The 15,288-nt window shown below is 64.3% G+C and carries 12 protein-coding genes; 8 read left to right on the top strand and 4 right to left on the bottom strand.

The window, feature by feature from the left end; translation table 11 throughout:
• Positions 1 to 16 precede the first annotated feature (16 nt).
• Positions 17 to 1,444 carry a sulfate adenylyltransferase subunit CysN gene (gene cysN, locus Q2K57_RS01880; protein ID WP_304525975.1) on the top strand — a complete coding sequence of 476 codons (1,428 nt, stop codon included), beginning with the start codon at positions 17 to 19 and terminating at the stop codon, positions 1,442 to 1,444.
• Positions 1,445 to 1,537: 93 nt separating this feature from the next.
• Here the strand turns inward: cysN and norR are convergent, their stop codons facing one another.
• Positions 1,538 to 3,115 carry a nitric oxide reductase transcriptional regulator NorR gene (norR, locus tag Q2K57_RS01875; protein ID WP_304525974.1) on the bottom strand — a complete coding sequence of 526 codons (1,578 nt, stop codon included), beginning with the start codon at positions 3,113 to 3,115 and terminating at the stop codon, positions 1,538 to 1,540.
• A 302-nt stretch (positions 3,116 to 3,417) separates the two neighbouring features.
• Here norR and hmpA point away from each other — a divergent pair, with 302 nt between their 5' ends.
• From hmpA to Q2K57_RS01845, 6 genes are all read left to right on the top strand, one after another.
• Complete coding sequence (gene hmpA / locus Q2K57_RS01870; protein ID WP_112054675.1) at positions 3,418 to 4,602, top strand: NO-inducible flavohemoprotein; 1,185 nt, start codon at positions 3,418 to 3,420, stop codon at positions 4,600 to 4,602.
• 173 nt (positions 4,603 to 4,775) lie between these two features.
• Positions 4,776 to 6,911: an LTA synthase family protein gene (locus Q2K57_RS01865; RefSeq protein ID WP_304525973.1), complete on the top strand. Its 2,136-nt coding sequence runs from the start codon at positions 4,776 to 4,778 to the stop codon at positions 6,909 to 6,911.
• A gap of 129 nt (positions 6,912 to 7,040) precedes the next feature.
• On the top strand, positions 7,041 to 7,496 hold the full coding sequence (locus Q2K57_RS01860) for a globin (protein WP_112054673.1): 456 nt from the start codon (positions 7,041 to 7,043) through the stop codon (positions 7,494 to 7,496).
• A 5-nt stretch (positions 7,497 to 7,501) separates the two neighbouring features.
• The gene (locus tag Q2K57_RS01855; protein WP_258396089.1) at positions 7,502 to 7,714 is read left to right on the top strand and encodes a hypothetical protein; all 213 of its coding nucleotides are present in this window, start codon (positions 7,502 to 7,504) and stop codon (positions 7,712 to 7,714) included.
• Between the two features lie 11 nt (positions 7,715 to 7,725).
• Complete coding sequence (locus Q2K57_RS01850) at positions 7,726 to 8,958, top strand: NnrS family protein (protein WP_181463055.1); 1,233 nt, start codon at positions 7,726 to 7,728, stop codon at positions 8,956 to 8,958.
• Positions 8,959 to 8,975: 17 nt separating this feature from the next.
• The gene (locus tag Q2K57_RS01845) at positions 8,976 to 9,362 is read left to right on the top strand and encodes a SirB2 family protein (RefSeq protein WP_112054671.1); all 387 of its coding nucleotides are present in this window, start codon (positions 8,976 to 8,978) and stop codon (positions 9,360 to 9,362) included.
• 116 nt (positions 9,363 to 9,478) lie between these two features.
• Here Q2K57_RS01845 and Q2K57_RS01840 read toward each other — a convergent pair whose 3' ends face one another.
• The 3 genes from Q2K57_RS01840 to Q2K57_RS01830 form a co-directional block, all read right to left on the bottom strand.
• A complete protein-coding gene (locus Q2K57_RS01840) occupies positions 9,479 to 10,183 on the bottom strand; it encodes a succinate dehydrogenase iron-sulfur subunit (protein ID WP_304526642.1) in 705 nt (234 codons plus the stop codon).
• Positions 10,184 to 10,360: 177 nt separating this feature from the next.
• A complete protein-coding gene (gene narL / locus Q2K57_RS01835) occupies positions 10,361 to 11,014 on the bottom strand; it encodes a two-component system response regulator NarL (RefSeq protein WP_112054670.1) in 654 nt (217 codons plus the stop codon).
• Entirely contained in the window at positions 11,001 to 12,353 is a 1,353-nt protein-coding gene (locus Q2K57_RS01830; protein ID WP_181463054.1) for a histidine kinase, read from the bottom strand. Before Q2K57_RS01830 ends, narL begins: the two co-directional genes overlap by 14 nt.
• Before the next feature lie 231 nt (positions 12,354 to 12,584).
• Here Q2K57_RS01830 and Q2K57_RS01825 point away from each other — a divergent pair, with 231 nt between their 5' ends.
• Positions 12,585 to 15,269, top strand: a complete 2,685-nt coding sequence (locus Q2K57_RS01825; RefSeq protein ID WP_112054668.1) for an MFS transporter — start codon at positions 12,585 to 12,587, stop codon at positions 15,267 to 15,269.
• Positions 15,270 to 15,288 lie beyond the last annotated feature (19 nt).

Genomic DNA, 15,288 nt, shown 5'->3' with positions numbered 1-15,288 from the left:
TTTTCCGGGATACGTCATGGCTCATCAATCAACCCTGATCGCCGACAACATCGAGCAGTACCTGCACGAGCACGAGAACAAGGATCTCTTGCGCTTCATCACCTGCGGCAGCGTCGATGACGGCAAGTCGACCCTGATCGGGCGGCTGCTGCACGACTCCAAGATGATCTACGAGGATCAGCTCGCCGCCATCACCCAGGCTTCCAAGACCAGCGGGACCACCGGTGATCAGGTCGATCTGGCGCTGCTGGTCGACGGCCTGCAGTCCGAGCGGGAGCAGGGCATCACCATCGACGTCGCCTATCGCTTCTTCTCCACCGACCGGCGCAAGTTCATCATCGCCGATACGCCGGGCCACGAGCAGTACACCCGCAACATGGCCACCGGCGCCTCCACCGCGAGCCTCGCGGTGATCCTGATCGACGCCCGTTATGGCGTGCAGACCCAGACTCGCCGCCACAGCTACATCGCCGACCTGCTGGGCATCCAGCACCTGGTGATCGCGGTCAACAAGATGGACCTGGTCGACTACTCCGAAGACCGCTTCAACGAGATCGTCGCCGAGTACCGGGCCTTCGCCGAAAACCTCAACGCTCCGGATATCCGCTTCGTGCCGCTGTCGGCGCTGACCGGCGACAACGTGGTCAACGGCAGTGACCAAATGGACTGGTTTGGCGGCGAGCCGCTGCTCTCGCTGCTGGAGACCGTCGAGGTCGCTCACGACTCGAACCTCAGTGATCTGCGCCTGCCCGTGCAGTACGTCAATCGGCCTAATCTCGACTTTCGCGGTTACTGCGGCACCCTCGCCGCCGGCATCCTGCGTCCAGGTCAGGCCGTCAAGGCGCTGCCGTCCAACAAGACGAGCAAGATCGAGCGTATCGTCACCTTCGACGGCGACCTGGAAGCGGCCTATCCGGGTCAGGCGATCACTGTGACCCTGGAAGACGAGATCGACATCTCTCGAGGCGACTGGCTCGTTGCCGCCGATGCCGAGGTGCCGATGTCCAACGCCTTCGAGGCCGATATCGTCTGGATGCACGAGACGGCGCTCGAGCCCGGCCGGCCCTATGATCTCAAGCTCGCCACGCGAGACCTGACCGGTCAGGTGAGTCACATCGACTACCAGGTCGATGTCAACACCCTTGAGCATAAGGACGCCGAGCGTCTGGAGCTCAACGCCATCGGCCGCTGCCAGGTAGAGCTGACCGCCGAGGTACCGGTGGACGACTACCGCAAGAGCCCGGGCACCGGCAGCTTCATCGTCGTCGACCGTCTGACCAACGTCACCGTCGGTGCCGGCATGATTCGCGGCACGGCCAAGGGCAGCGGCCAAGTCGGTGGCGAAGTCGACTGGCAGGGCTTTGAAGTCGAACTCAACGCCTTGGTGCGCAAGTATTTCCCGCATTGGGAAGCCAAGGACGTGAGCACGCTGCTGGGTCGCTAAGGCGCCGCCAAGGCCAGCCCCTTGCCAACCGAAAAGCCTCGTCACCCTTGGGTGGCGGGGCTTTTCTAGTCCTTGAGAGCTAGTCCTTGAGCGCTAGTCCTTCAAGCCAAGGCGCCTGGCCAGGCGGTGCAGGTTGCCGGGGTCGATGCATAGCTCTCGGGCGGTGGCCGCCCAGTTGCCGGATTTCGCCTCGAGGTGGGCCTGGATATGGCGTCGTTGGAAGTCGTCGGTGGCCTGTCGCAGGGGCAAGGCGGTCGCATCACTGAGCGTGGCTTTTCTGGCTACTGTGGGGTTGGCTGGTGTCTCGCCGCAGGCGGGAATTTCACTTGCGGGTAAGCCGGGCAGCGCCAGGTGGTGGGGCGACAGGCGGAGTACTGACTGGCGTCTCACCTGGGGGCTGACGGCTCCCTGCTCGCCAAGGGCCCTCAGCGCCGCTCTGCCCAGGGTGTGCTCGAGCTCGCGTATGTTGCCTGGCCACTGCCAGGCCGTCAGTGCGGCCATGGCGTCAGCGTCTAGGCGCAGGTTGGCGACCCCGAGCCGTATCCGGTTTTCCTCGAGGAAATGGCCGGCCAGCAGTGAAATATCTTCAGGTCGCTCGCGTAGCGGCGGAACGGCAAGAGGAAAAGCGTTCAGGCGGTGATAGAGGTCTTCCCGGAAGCGGCCCGCTTCGACCTCGCTTGACAGGTCGCGATTGGTGACGGCAATGATGCGTACGTCGACGCGCTCAGCACGCTCGCTGCCCAACGGCTGAATCTCGCCTTCCTGAAGCACCCGCAGCAGCTTGGGCTGCAGGGCCAGGGGCAGCTCGCCGACCTCATCGAGCATCAGGGTGCCACCATCGGCCATAGCGAAGTGCCCGCGGCGTTCGGCGTGTGCGCCCGAAAAGGCGCCGCGCCGGTGGCCAAACAGCTCGCTTTCGATCAGGTGCTCGGGAAGGGCGGCGCAGTTGACCTGCACGAGTGGGCCGCGGTGGCGTTGGGAGCGGACATGCAGGGCGCGCGCCACCGCTTCCTTGCCGACCCCGGTCTCGCCATGCAGTAGCACGCTCATGTCGGTAGGTGCCACCAATGACAGGGCGTTCATCAGGCGCCCCATGACGGGGCTGTGCCACTGTTGAAGAGGGACGCTGCGTTGCTCTTCCTCCAGGGCCTCGCTGAGCTGCTGGCGGGTGGTGCTGAGCTGCTCGGCCACTCGCAGACAGGTGCCAAGCAGGCGCGCGGCGGCCAGCAGCTCGCCATCATCCAGGCTTGCCAGCCCCTGGACGTCCAGAGCATCGAGCGTCAGCAAGCCGATCAGCCGATCGCCGTCCCTGAGTGCAACGCCCAGGCAGTCATGGACCTGGCTCATGTCCTCGTCGATCAGGCCATCGAAAGGGTCGGGCAGCTCGCTGTCGGGCGGAAAGCGACAGATGCCCGGATGGGAGGCGATGGCAGCCAGGCGAGGGTGTTCCTGCAGCCGGAAGGGGCGGCCGCGAACGTCATCGGGCAGGCCCAGGACCGCCACCGGCCGCAGGCTATCCTGGTTCATCACCATCAGGGTGCTGGCATCGGCTTGGGTATCACCGACCAGCGCATGCAGAAGCCTGGTCCAGTCATCGTGGTAGGTATCCTCGGCATCGCCTGTGGAAAGGCGAGCGAGCAGGTCACGTAGGGCATCGAGAAAGTCAGTCATGGAGATGTCCTTATGACAATTTATGGTCATAAAGACATCATGTTTACTGTCAATTTGTCAATCCGGGCTGGCACCTCTCATGCCTAGGATCATTGATTGGTCAGGAAGGACATTGCCGAAAGCCGCATGAGGCGCGTGCAGCGAGAGATTTGGTAATGTGCGGCGCACTTCTGGCATGAAGATTGCTTATTGATAAAGAAGCAGGGCACGGAGTGTTACCTCGATGCCCCGCCGTTGCTGTAACTCAACGGGTTGCAGCCAAGCATCTTTATCAACCGTCTTTACCAAGAGTGAGAGCCTGAATGCTGACGAAAGACCAGGAAAGTCTGATCGATGCGACTGCGCCAGTGGTGGCCGAGCACCTCGGTACCATTACGTCACGCTTTTATCCGCTGATGTTCTCCCGTTACCCGGAAGTCTCTGTGCTGTTCAATGCGGCGCATCAGGCCGACGGTGCCCAGCCGCAGGCGCTCGCTGGGGCGGTGCTGGCCTATGTGCAACTGCGCAGGGAGCCCGCTCGTGCCCGGCAGGTGCTGGCCACGGTGGTCAGTAAGCATGTCTCGCTGGGTATTCGTCCCGATCAGTACCCGATCGTCGGCGAGTGCCTGATGGCGGCCATCGGCGAGGTGCTGGGCGATGCCGTGACGCCCGACGTCGCCGATGCCTGGGGAGCGCTCTACGAGGAACTGGCAGGCTTGCTGATCGAGCTTGAGGACCATCGCTATCATGAATTTGCCCAGCGTGAGGGCGGTTGGCGGGGCACTCGGACCTTCCGCATCGACGCGACCCGCCAGGAGAGCTCGGTGATTCGCTCCTTCGTGCTGGTCCCAGAAGATGGCGGGCCCGTGGCCGATTTCGTGCCGGGGCAGTTCATCGGGGTGCGGCTCATGATCGACGGTGCCCCTGTCTATCGTCACTACAGTCTTTCGGCCTCGCCCAACGGTGAGCGCTACCGGCTGTCGATCAAGCGTGAGCCTGAGGGTCGGGTCAGCCGGCATCTGCACGATGTGCTTGGCGTCGGCGACACTCTTGAACTGCTGCCGCCGGCCGGGGAACTAACCCTCGAAGAAAGTGACACGCCGCTGATGCTGATCAGTGGCGGTGTTGGCCAGACGCCGATGTTGCCGCTGGCAGCGCAGGGGTTGGAGCAGGGCCGTGAGGTCGTCTACCTGCATGCCGCACAGGAGCGCGCCCAGCATGCCTTCGCCGAGGAGCTGGCATCGCTGAAGGCGGCCTATCCCGAGCGTTTGACCTGCGCGGTCGTCTACGAGCGCGCTGAGACGGGCAATACCGAAGCGGATCATGTGGGGCGTCTCGATCGCGAGCTGCTCGCTCGCTACCTCCCGGCGGGTCAGCCGCACTGCTTCTTCGTTGGCCCTCAGGGCTTCATGACGGCGATGGATCAGTCACTGACATCACTGGGGGTCGACGAAGACCATCGCCACTACGAGCATTTCGGGCCTTCTCGCCCGCTTGAGGCCAGATAAGTCCTTGGCTGGAGTGAGGCGCGCGCCTTGCCTGTCTTCCATCGTGTGGGCATGCCTGCGTTAAGCAGGGCCTTTCGAGGGGGCTTTCGAGGGGGCTTTCGAGAGCCCTTGAGGATCGTCAGACCTTGAATGGGCCGTTATAGTACGCGTCGCCTAACACGATGGAATGACCAATGATTGACAATGGAATGACAGTCTCGCGCTGGGGGCATTGGCGCGAGATCAATCGCCAGCTATGGCGCCTTGGGCTGGTCGGGGTGGCGATGCTGACCCTGATGCGTGGCCTGCTGTTGTGGATGAATGCCCCGACGCCGCTCACCGCTCCTACCTCTGATCTGCTGCAGGCGTTCTGGATCGGCCTGCGCTTTGACGCCAAGATCATGGCGGTACTGCTCGGCCCCTGGCTGCTAGTGGCGACTCTGCTGCTGGTGCTGCCACGGCCTTTCATCGCCATATGGCGGCGGCTGTGGCTTCCCTGGGCGCTGGTGTGCATGCTGCTGGTCAACTTGCTGTCATTGGTCAATCACTTCTTCTTCAGCTTTTATCAGGGACCAATCAACTCACTGATCTTTGGCCTGTTCGAAGACGACACCCGGGCGGTGATCGATACGGTGTGGAGCGACTATCCCTTGCTGGCACTGCTGGTGGCGCTGGCCGGCATGACCGGCGCCCAGCTTGCCTGGATGCGCCGCGGCGGTCGTCGCGATGGCCGTCGAACGGGTCGTCAAAAAGGTCGTCGAGACAGTATTCGAGACAGTCGTCGCCGATCGCACCATCTGGGCTGGCCGCGTGCGAGCGTGATGGTGGTAGTGAGCCTGGTCGCGCTCATCGGGCTCGGACGCGGAAGCCTCGGGACCTTCCCGCTGCGTGAGATGAATATGGCCGTCTCGGCCAATGCCTTCGTCAACGATCTGGTGCCCAGCGGTCCGCAGGCGCTGTACCTGGCATGGAAGGAGCGCGAACTCAATAATATCGGCGACAACCCCCGGGCGGGGCTCGAGCATTACGGCTTCTCATCGCCGGTTGAAGCGGCCCGGACGCTGGGTTGGACCGAGGTCGACAATGCCGATGAGGTGCTTGAGCGCATGACCCTGACCACGCCTCGCCGGCCGGCGGCCGAAGAGGCTCCACCCCATGTGGTGGTCAGCCTGATGGAAAGCTGGGGACGCCGACCGCTGGATTTCGATGACCCCGAGAGCAACGACCTGCTTGGCCGGCTGCGGCCCTGGCTCGAGGGTAAGGCGGACTATTTCCCTCATGCCCTGTCGGCGGAGAACGGCACCCATCCGAGCCTCGAGGGGCTGTTGTTGGATACGCCGATCAGCCCGCTGACCCAGAGCCGCTATGGCTATCGTAGCTTCTCGACCTCGGCGGCCCTGCCGTATCGGCGAGACGGCTACCGCACGGTGTTCCTGACCGCGGGCTCGGTGCAGTGGCGTGACCTCGACGATGCCCTGAGACGCCAGGGTTTCGATCAGGTGCTCGGTTCCAGCGCGATTCGTGAGCGCTTCCCCGAGGCTACCGGTGGCACCTGGGGACTGGATGACGAGTGGATGTTCCGCACCGGCGCCGAACTCTTGCGTGAGGCCGATGCCAGGGGCGAGAAGGTGATGCTGGTGATGCTCTCGATCACCAATCATCCTCCCTACCATGTTCCTGATCACTACACGCCGGCGCCGCTGGATGTCACGCAACTGGGGGATTCGTTGGCGGTATCGCCCGAATTTGGCACCTCGATTCTCGAGACCTATCAATACGCCAACGATGCCATGGGCGGCTTCCTGGACCGTCTCGAGTCAGATGGCCTGCTCGGGCATACGCTTTTTGCCGCGACCGGCGATCACAACTCCCGCTCGATCATTCAGTACCCGGATGCCCATGATCTGTTCGATCAGTTCGGCGTGCCGATCCTTGTGTGGCTGCCGCCGCGCTATCGCCAGCAGGCCACGGCCCAGCGCGAGGATTGGACCAGTCACCGCGATATCTTCCCCACCCTGTGGGCGCATTCGCTCTCGAAGGCCGAGGTGCCCTGGGTCGGGCGTGATCTCTATGCACCGGTCGAGAAGCCGATGGCGCTGTCGTTCAATCGCCAGGACGGTGGCGCAGGTTTGTTGGTGAGCAAGCAGGGGGCGGCGACCAACCTGGCACAGCCGACCTTCTATGACTGGCAGGAAGGGCGAGGGCTTGCCGCCACCGAGACGCCCTCCGACGCCCTGCGCGAGCAGGCGCGCCAGGCCCGGGCACGGCTGGCGCTGGAGGACTGGCGGATTCGCCGCCAGGCGCTGGGCGAGGCCGGCGACGGAGGTTGAGAAAGCGCTCCGCTTTCCTTGCCCTGGGTCATGCTCCATCGCGGACGAGGTGGCGCCGCGCCAGCCTGCGGCTAGGCTTTAAGCAAGGGATACCCGGCTCTGGATAGTCTGTGTGGGTGGTCAGGGAGAATGCCTTGGATTATCGAGACGATCTTCGACGGCAGCTATGAGAGAGTGCTGGCGCGCCACATCTCAGGGAAGGGTTTCTTCGAGGCTTTCTACCTGAGGTTCGTCGCGGCCTCCGAAGAGGTGGCAGAGAAGTTCCGCATCACCGACATGCTCCGTCAGCAGGCGATGCTCAAGAAATCCTTCTACCACCTGCTGGCCTTTTATGGTTCGTGCCATGCCGACTATTATCTCGACCGGGTCGCCATAAGTCATAACTGCCAGTATCTCGACATTCGCCCGGCGCTCTTTGATCTGTGGATGGAAACCTTGGTCGAGATCCTGCGCCACTTCGACCCGCACTATGACGACGAAGTAGAGCTGGCCTGGTGCCTGGTCATGGCGCCGGGCATCGTCTACATGAAGTTCCACTACGAGCGCGAAACGCCGGTCGGCCAGCGGGGCAGTTCATCGGGGTGATACTCGTGATCGATGGCAAGCCGGTCTGCCGCCATTACAGCCTATCAGCGATGCCCAACGGGCGTAGCTATCGGCTGTCGATCAAGCGTGAGCCCGAGGGGCGGGGCAGCCGGAATTTTCACGATATGCTGGGTGTCGGCGGTATCCTGGCGCGGCTGCTCCCGGCCGACAATCGCTGCCACTTCGAGCATTTCGGGCGCTCGCTCGATGCCGCTTGAGGAGCATTACCATGGCTGGAGAAAGTAGTCTGCCGATTTCGTCGACCCTGAGCCGGGTCATGCCGCTGTGGCGGCTGGCTTTTCGCCCCTTCTTCCTGTTCGGTGCCCTGTTCAGCCTGCTGGCCATGTTGGCCTGGGGCGCCTTCTGGCACGGCAGCCTGCTGTTTGAGCCCTTGGGCGGTATGGTCTGGTGGCATCAGCACGAGATGCTGTTCGGCTTCGTGGCGGCCATCGTGGCGGGCTTCCTGCTGACCGCAGTGCAGAACTGGACGGGGCAGCGCAGCCTGCATGGCTGGCCGCTGCTCGCCATCGTGCTGGTGTGGCTGGCAGGTCGCCTCGTGATGGCCTTTCCCGGCCTAATGAGCCCGCCCGGCGCGCCGAACGGGCTCTCGGTCGCGCTGGTCGACCTGGCCTTCCTGCCGCTGGTGGCGGGGGTGATGGCGCGGCTGGTGATCAGGGCGAAGCAGTGGCGCAACCTGATCTTTGTGCCGGTGTTGGTGCTGCTGGTGGTGGCCAACGCCCTGATGCACTGGGGGCTCGCCCGCGGTGACGGCACCCTGGTGCGCGCCGGTGCCCACCTCGCGGTACTGCTGATCACCCTGTTGATGGTGGTGCTCGGGGGGCGGGTGATTCCCTTCTTCACCTCGCTGCGTCTGAAACGGCCGAAGGCCCAGCCCAGCGCCTGGCTGGAGCGACTGGCCATCGGCGGCGTGGCGGCGCTGGTGCTGATCGGACTGCTGGGGGCGGCGGGGCTCGTCATGCCGGCGCTCCTGACGGCGGCGTTGGCCATTTCCGCCGGCCTCGCCAATCTGTGGCGCCTGGCGCGCTGGGAAGGCGGGCGCACGCTTCGCGAACCGCTGCTGTGGGGGCTTCACGCGAGCTACGCCTTCGTTGGCCTGGGGCTCGTCATGTTCGGCCTGGCCGCCCTAGGGGCGCTGCCGGCGACGCTGGCGATCCATGCCCTGACCGTGGGCGGCATGGGCACCATGATCCTGTCGATGCTGTCGCGGGTCTCGCTGGGGCATACCGGCCGCCCCATCAAGACCCTGCCGGGGATCGGTGTGGCCTTGGGCATGATGCTGCTTGCGGCCACGCTGCGGGCGCTGGTGCCGACGCTATGGCCCCAGGTCACCCACTGGATGCTGAGCCTGAGCATCCTGCTGTGGTGCCTCGCTTATGCGGTCTTCCTGATGCACTACGCCTGGCCGCTGCTGTCATCGCGGCCCGACGGTGGGGAAGGCTGAGAGGCTCAGGATAAGGGATGTCGTCGTACCTGCTGATCAAGTACCTGCACATGAGCGCCGCTGGGCTCAGCCTTTCGCTGTTCGTATTGCGTGCCTGGTGGTCGGTGCGCGCGTCGCCGCGACTGCAGGCACGCTGGGTGCGCATCCTGCCTCATGTCATCGATACCGCACTGTTGACACTGGGGGTGTCGCTGATGCTTATGCTGCGCGCCTGGCCGCACCAGCAGCCCTGGCTGGCGGCCAAGCTGCTGGGCCTGCTGGCCTATGTCCTGTTGGGTAGCGTCGCCATCAAGCGGGGCCGAACGCCGGCCAAGCGCGGCCTGGCAGCGCTGGCAGCGGTGACGGTGTTCCTTTACATCGTAGGCGCTGCCCTGCATCACAGCCCGTTGTCCTGGTTGGCCTGAGAGACACCCCACGGCCCGGCCTGATTCCGATGCTTAGCCTGCCGATCGTGTGGTCGCCCTGACCTAGATCGAGGAGATCACCGCGACGTTGATGAAACGTCGCTGGCAGCATGGCGTTAGCTGCCGCGACTAAGTAGCAGGGCCTTGATTCGGCCGATGGCCTGCATCGGGTTGAGTCCCTTGGGGCAAACCCAGGTGCAGTTGGCGATCTGCCGGCAGCGGAAGACGCTGAACGGGTCTTCCAGCTCGGAAAGGCGTTCGTCGGTGGCGGTGTCACGGCTATCAATCAGGAAACGATAGGCCTGCAGCAGGCCCGCTGGTCCAATATATTTCTGCGGGTTCCACCACCACGATGGGCAGGCTGAGGTACAGCAAGCACACAGGATGCATTCGTAGAGGCCGTCGAGCCGGTCCCGGTCCTTTGGGGCTTGTAGGCGCTCGATGGCCGGCTCAGGTGTGTCATTGATCAGATAGGGGCGGATGCGTTCCAGTTGCTTGAAGAACAGCTGCTGATCGACGACCAGGTCGCGGATCACCGGCATACCGGGCAGCGGACGCAGAATCAGGGTAGTTGAACGGCCTAGTGCCTCGGCCATCGGCGTGATGCAGGCCAGGCCGTTTTTACCGTTGATGTTCATGCCATCCGAGCCACACACGCCCTCGCGACAGGAGCGCCTGTAGACGAGGGTGGGATCCTGCGTTTTCAGATATTCCAGCACATCCAGCACCATCGCCTTACGAAAGCACTCGTCGAGCTCGACCCGCTCGAGATGCGGTGTCCTATCGGTGTCGGGTTTATAGCGAAACAGCTCGACGGTAATCATCGATACGTCCCCATCCATTCGACTTGATCGTCAGCCAAATTGTAGTCATTTTCGTCCCGGCCATCTTACTGCCACTGTTTGGCAAACGATTGCCCCGGGGGCGTTGCGGGGCAGCACCGGGTCAGGGCGGAAGGGGGGCTGTCGGATCGTCAAGCTTGCTGTCGCGCTGTTCGGCTATCCCAGCTCTTGCTGGGCGGCCCACACGGCGGCTTCGGTGCGCGAGTGCATCTCGAGCTTCTTCAGCAGGTGGCGCATGTGCACCTTGACCGTGCCTTCGCGGATGGCCAGGTGCTGGGCGATCTGCTTGTTGGCGTAGCTCTTGGCCAGCAGGCGCAGGATTTCGCGTTCCCGACGGGTAAGATGATCGAGAGTCGGACCGCTGACCGTGGGCCTGCGGCGCAGGGCGCCGGCCATCAGGGCGGTGAGACGCGGGTCGAAGAGCATCTCGCCATCGCCTTGCCGTTCCAGAGCCTCGAGCAGTCGATCGGGCGGCATGTCCTTGAGCAGGTAGCCGTCGGCGCCGGCGCGAATGGCGGCGATCACGTTCTCCTGGTGATCGGAAACACTCAGGATGATCACCCGCGTGTCGAGGCCGGCCTCCCTCAGGGCCCTGAGGGTGGCGATGCCATCCATGGCATGCATCTGCAGGTCCAGCAGAATAAGATCCGGCGACAGCGCCTCGGCCTTTAGCAGGGCCGCCTCGCCGTCATCGGCCTCGCCGAGGCAGGTCAGTCGCTCGCTCATCTCGAGCAGTTGGCGCACCCCCCGCCGAAACAGGGGGTGATCGTCGACGATTAGGACGCCGCGGCGGCCATCAGGTGGCATCATGCGGTTCTCCGTGCGGGGTGAAGTGGAGCTCGAGACGTGCGCCGCCCCAGTCGCTGGCAGCGAAGTGCAGCCGGCCACCCAGGCCCTGCGCACGCTCCTTCATGATGATGATGCCATAGTGCTCCGGACGAGTGAGATCGTCCGGCAGGCCGCTGCCGTCATCGTCCACCCGCAGCGTCACGCCGTCGGCGTCACCGGTCAGGTGAATGGCCGCCCGCGAGGCACGTGCGTGCTGCACGACGTTGGCCAGTGCCTCGCGCAGGATCTGAACGACGTGCAGTTCCTCGTCGGGACCCAGGACGTCGTCGGCCAGCGTCACCTCCTGGTGGATCCAGATGCCGCCGCGTTGGGTGAAGCTCTCGGCGGCGTCCTCGACCGCCGCCCTGAGGCCATGCTCGGTGAGCCGGGTGCGGAAGGTCGTCAGCAGCTCGCGCAGCTGGCGGTAGGCGTGCTCGATGCCGCCACGCAGTTCCTCGACGATGGCGCCGCTATGCGGGTCACCATCGCTGGCGGCCAGGCGCCGTTGCAGCCGCAGAGCCTGGATGTTCTGGTAGCTCAACGCCTGGGCCAGGGAGTCGTGAAGCTCCCGGGCCATCACCGCGCGCTCCTCCATCAGCGCCAGGCGTCGCGCCTGACGCTGCCGGGCGCGCTCGGCGATGGCCGCCTCGAGATGGGCGGCCATGTCGTCCACGGTGGTGGCCAGCAGGCCGATCTCGTCCTGGCGACGGTAGCCGCTGTGGGCCGCGAAGTCGCCCTGGCGCAGGCGCTCTATGACACCCAGCAGGTCGCGTAACGGCATCAGCACATGGCGGAGCAGGCGATAGCCGCCGTAGGCCAGCAGCGGCAGGGTCAACGTCAACAGCGTCAACTGCAGCCACTTCAGCCAGCGCAGACGCTGCTCGGCGGCCGCTTCCAGGCGGCCGACCAGTGCATCCAGCGCGTCGACGTGGGCATCGAGTCGCGCCGTCGGCAGCTCTCCTCGCTCGCCAGCGGTCAGGCGCGGGGCCAGCTCCTGTTGCCATTGCCGGCGGATCGTCGCCAGCCGTCGTGCGATATCCCCGTCGCCGTCTTGCACCAGGCGCGTCTCGCCCAGGCGAGCGTGGCTCTCCTCGATGCCCGCCAGGTAGCGCTGGCGGGATGCCGGCGCGTCGGCTGTGGCCAGCGCCCGCCAGGCCTGCATGCGCAGCGACCCGGCCAGGTTGATGGCGCGGGCGTCGCCCTCGGCGGTATCGGCCAGATACACCGTCGACAGCATGCTCGCGATCGCCAGCAGCGAGATCATCCCGAATACCAGGGTCAGCGTCAGGGTCAGCGAGTAGCGGCGGCGCTTGATTATCACCAATGAAATCCTTCTCATCTTTAACTACCTATAAAGTAATAGGTATATTTTTTATTGGCATTTTATTCAATAACTTATCAACTTCCATTATATACCCAGTTGGTCATAAGTCGTTGATTTTCCTATCAAGGTCCTGTCTCTCCTTTGATCTGGATCAAGAATGTCCGCGGTGCCCACCGGCAGAGTACCCCTACAGCAATCTGTTTTATTGCGACCTGAGGGGGTGGCATCGTGACATCACTCGCCGTAACACGCCGCGAGCAGAATCGAGCGCTGGGGCTGTCGACCTTGGCGTTCACCCTGTGCTTCGCCGTCTGGACCATCTTTTCGATTCTCGGCCTGCAACTCAAGGACGACTTCCTGCTGTCGGACACCCAGCTGGGGTTGTTGATGGCTACCCCGGTGCTCACCGGCTCCATCAGCCGGCTGTTCCTGGGCCTGCTCACCGACCGTTTCGGCGGGCGGTGGGTGTTCGGCCTGCTGATGCTGGCCACCGCCGTCTGCGTCTACCTGCTGACCTTCGCCACCAACTACCTCATGCTGCTGGTCGGCGCCTTGGGCATCGGCCTGGCCGGCGGTTCCTTCATCGTCGGGGTGGCCTACACCTCGGCCTGGTTCGAGAAAGAGAAGCAGGGCACGGCGCTGGGCATCTTCGGTGCCGGTAACGTGGGGGCCGCCGTGACCAACTTCGGTGCTCCCTTCCTGCTGCTGGCGCTGGGCTGGCAGGGTACCGCGTTGGTCTATGCCACGGTGATCGCGGTGATGGGCGTGGCCTTCATGCTGCTGGCCCGCATCGATCCGATGAGCGCCCAGCGCCGGGCCAACCCGGTGCCGCTCAAGGAGCAGCTGGCGCCGCTGGCCGAGCTGCGGGTATGGCGTTTCTCCCTCTACTACTTCTTCGTGTTTGGCGGCTTCGTGGCGCTGGCGCTGTGGCTGCCGCACTACCTGGTCGAGGTCTACGGCCTGGGTATCGCCGCTGCGGGCATCGTTGCCGCCCTCTATACCATTCCCGCCTCGCTGTTTCGCGTCCTGGGGGGCTGGATGTCCGACCGCTATGGCGCGCGGCGGGTGATGTACTGGACCCTGATCGCCTCGGTGATCACGACTTTCCTGCTCAGCTATCCGCCGACCGACTATGTCATCCGCGGCGTCGCCGGCGAGATCCGCTTCTCCTTCGCCATGTCCCTGGCCGGCTTCGTGGCCCTGACCATGGTGCTGGGGTTCTTCATGTCGCTGGGCAAGGCGGCGGTGTTCAAGCATATCCCCGTTTACTATCCCCAGAACGTCGGCATCGTGGGGGGCGTGGTCGGCATGGTCGGCGGCCTGGGCGGCTTCTTCCTGCCGCTGACCTTCGGCATGCTCAATGACGTCATCGGCATCTGGCAGAGCGCCTTCATGCTGCTGTTCGTGGTGTCCGCGGCCGCCCTGGCCTGGATGCACTACGCGATCCTCAGGGTCACCCGTATCGAGTGGGAGGCCCAGCGAGAGACCACCGATCTGCCGGAATTCGCCACCCCCAGCAAGTTCGTGCTCGAGGACTGGCGCCCCGAGGACCCGACGTTCTGGGAGGAGAAGGGCAAGCGCATCGCCTCGTGCAACCTGTGGATCTCGATCCCCAACCTGCTGCTGGCCTTTTCGGTGTGGATGGTGTGGTCGGTGGTGGTCGCCAAGCTGCCCCAGGTGGGCTTCGACTACAGTTCCAATCAGCTGTTCTGGTTGGCGGCCCTGCCGGGCCTGTCCGGCGCCACGCTGCGCATCTTCTACAGCTTCATGGTGCCGATCTTCGGTGGTCGGCGCTTCACGGCGATCTCCACCGCCTCGCTGCTGCTGCCGGCCCTGTGGATTGGCTTCGCGGTGCAAAATCCCGAGACCCCCTATCTGGTGATGCTGATCCTGGCGCTACTGTGTGGCTTCGGTGGCGGCAATTTCGCCTCCAGCATGGCCAACATCTCCTTCTTCTATCCCAAGCAGGAGAAGGGCAAGGCGCTGGGCCTGAATGCCGGCCTGGGTAACCTCGGGGTCAGCGTCATGCAGTTCCTGGTGCCCCTGGTGATCACCACCGGCGTGTTCAGCGCGGTCGCCGGCGGCGCCCAGTCGGTGAGCGGCGGCGACTCGCTGTGGCTGCAGAATGCCGGCTTCGTCTGGGTCCCCTTCATCGTCATCGCCGCCGTGGCGGCCTGGTTCGGCATGAACGATATCGCCAGCGCCAAGTCGTCGTTCAAGGATCAGGCGGTGATCTTCACCCGCAAGCACAACTGGCTGATGTGCGTGCTCTACACCGGCACCTTCGGCAGCTTCATCGGCTACTCGGCGGGCTTCCCGTTGCTGGCCTCCAACCAGTTCCCCGAGGTCGACGTGCTCAAGTTCGCCTTCCTGGGGCCGCTGGTCGGCGCCTTGAGCCGGGCGCTGACCGGCGGGATCTCCGACCGCTTCGGCGGTGCGCGGGTCACCCTCTGGGTGTTCGCGGCGATGATCGCCTGCGTGGCCGGGGTGCTGTTCTTCCTCGGCATCAAGGACCAGTCGGGCGCCTTCTGGGGCTTCTTCGCCATGTTCCTGCTGCTGTTCTTCTTTACCGGGGTGGGCAACGCCAGCACCTTCCAGATGATTCCGGCGATCTTCCGCGAGGAGATTCCCCGCCTGATGCCGCACCTCTCGGCCGACGAACAGCGCCAGCAGGGCGAGAAGGAGGCGGCGGCCACCATCGGCTTCACCTCGGCGATCGCCGCCTATGGCGCCTTCTTCATTCCCAAGACCTTTGGCAGCTCCATCGCCCTGACCGGCGGTGCCGAGATGGCGCTCTACGGCTTCATCGCCTTCTACGCGATCTGCGTGGGGCTGACCTGGTTCTACTACACCCGTGACAACGCCGAGATTCGTTTCAGCGAACGCCGTGTCGCCACGGCCGTGACCCAGTGACAGCGGGCCGACCGCTGAG

The organism is Halomonas sp. I5-271120, from assembly GCF_030553075.1.
In the GTDB taxonomy this organism is placed as follows: Bacteria; Pseudomonadota; Gammaproteobacteria; order Pseudomonadales; family Halomonadaceae; genus Onishia; species Onishia taeanensis_A.
Note: the sequence above shows the minus strand (reverse complement) of the source record. Positions and strands in the feature narration are given on the sequence as shown.

What these genes read in the sequence shown, in the direction of transcription:
- Q2K57_RS01865 (WP_304525973.1), top strand. Translation starts at nt 4,776, where the DNA reads ATGATTGACAATGGAATGACAGTCTCGCGCTGGGGGCATTGGCGCGAG.
- cysN (WP_304525975.1), top strand. Translation starts at nt 17, where the DNA reads ATGGCTCATCAATCAACCCTGATCGCCGACAACATCGAGCAGTACCTG.
- Q2K57_RS01850 (WP_181463055.1), top strand. Translation starts at nt 7,726, where the DNA reads ATGGCTGGAGAAAGTAGTCTGCCGATTTCGTCGACCCTGAGCCGGGTC.
- norR (WP_304525974.1), bottom strand. Translation starts at nt 3,115, where the DNA reads ATGACTGACTTTCTCGATGCCCTACGTGACCTGCTCGCTCGCCTTTCC.
- Q2K57_RS01845 (WP_112054671.1), top strand. Translation starts at nt 8,976, where the DNA reads ATGTCGTCGTACCTGCTGATCAAGTACCTGCACATGAGCGCCGCTGGG.
- hmpA (WP_112054675.1), top strand. Translation starts at nt 3,418, where the DNA reads ATGCTGACGAAAGACCAGGAAAGTCTGATCGATGCGACTGCGCCAGTG.
- Q2K57_RS01860 (WP_112054673.1), top strand. Translation starts at nt 7,041, where the DNA reads ATGCCTTGGATTATCGAGACGATCTTCGACGGCAGCTATGAGAGAGTG.
- narL (WP_112054670.1), bottom strand. Translation starts at nt 11,014, where the DNA reads ATGATGCCACCTGATGGCCGCCGCGGCGTCCTAATCGTCGACGATCAC.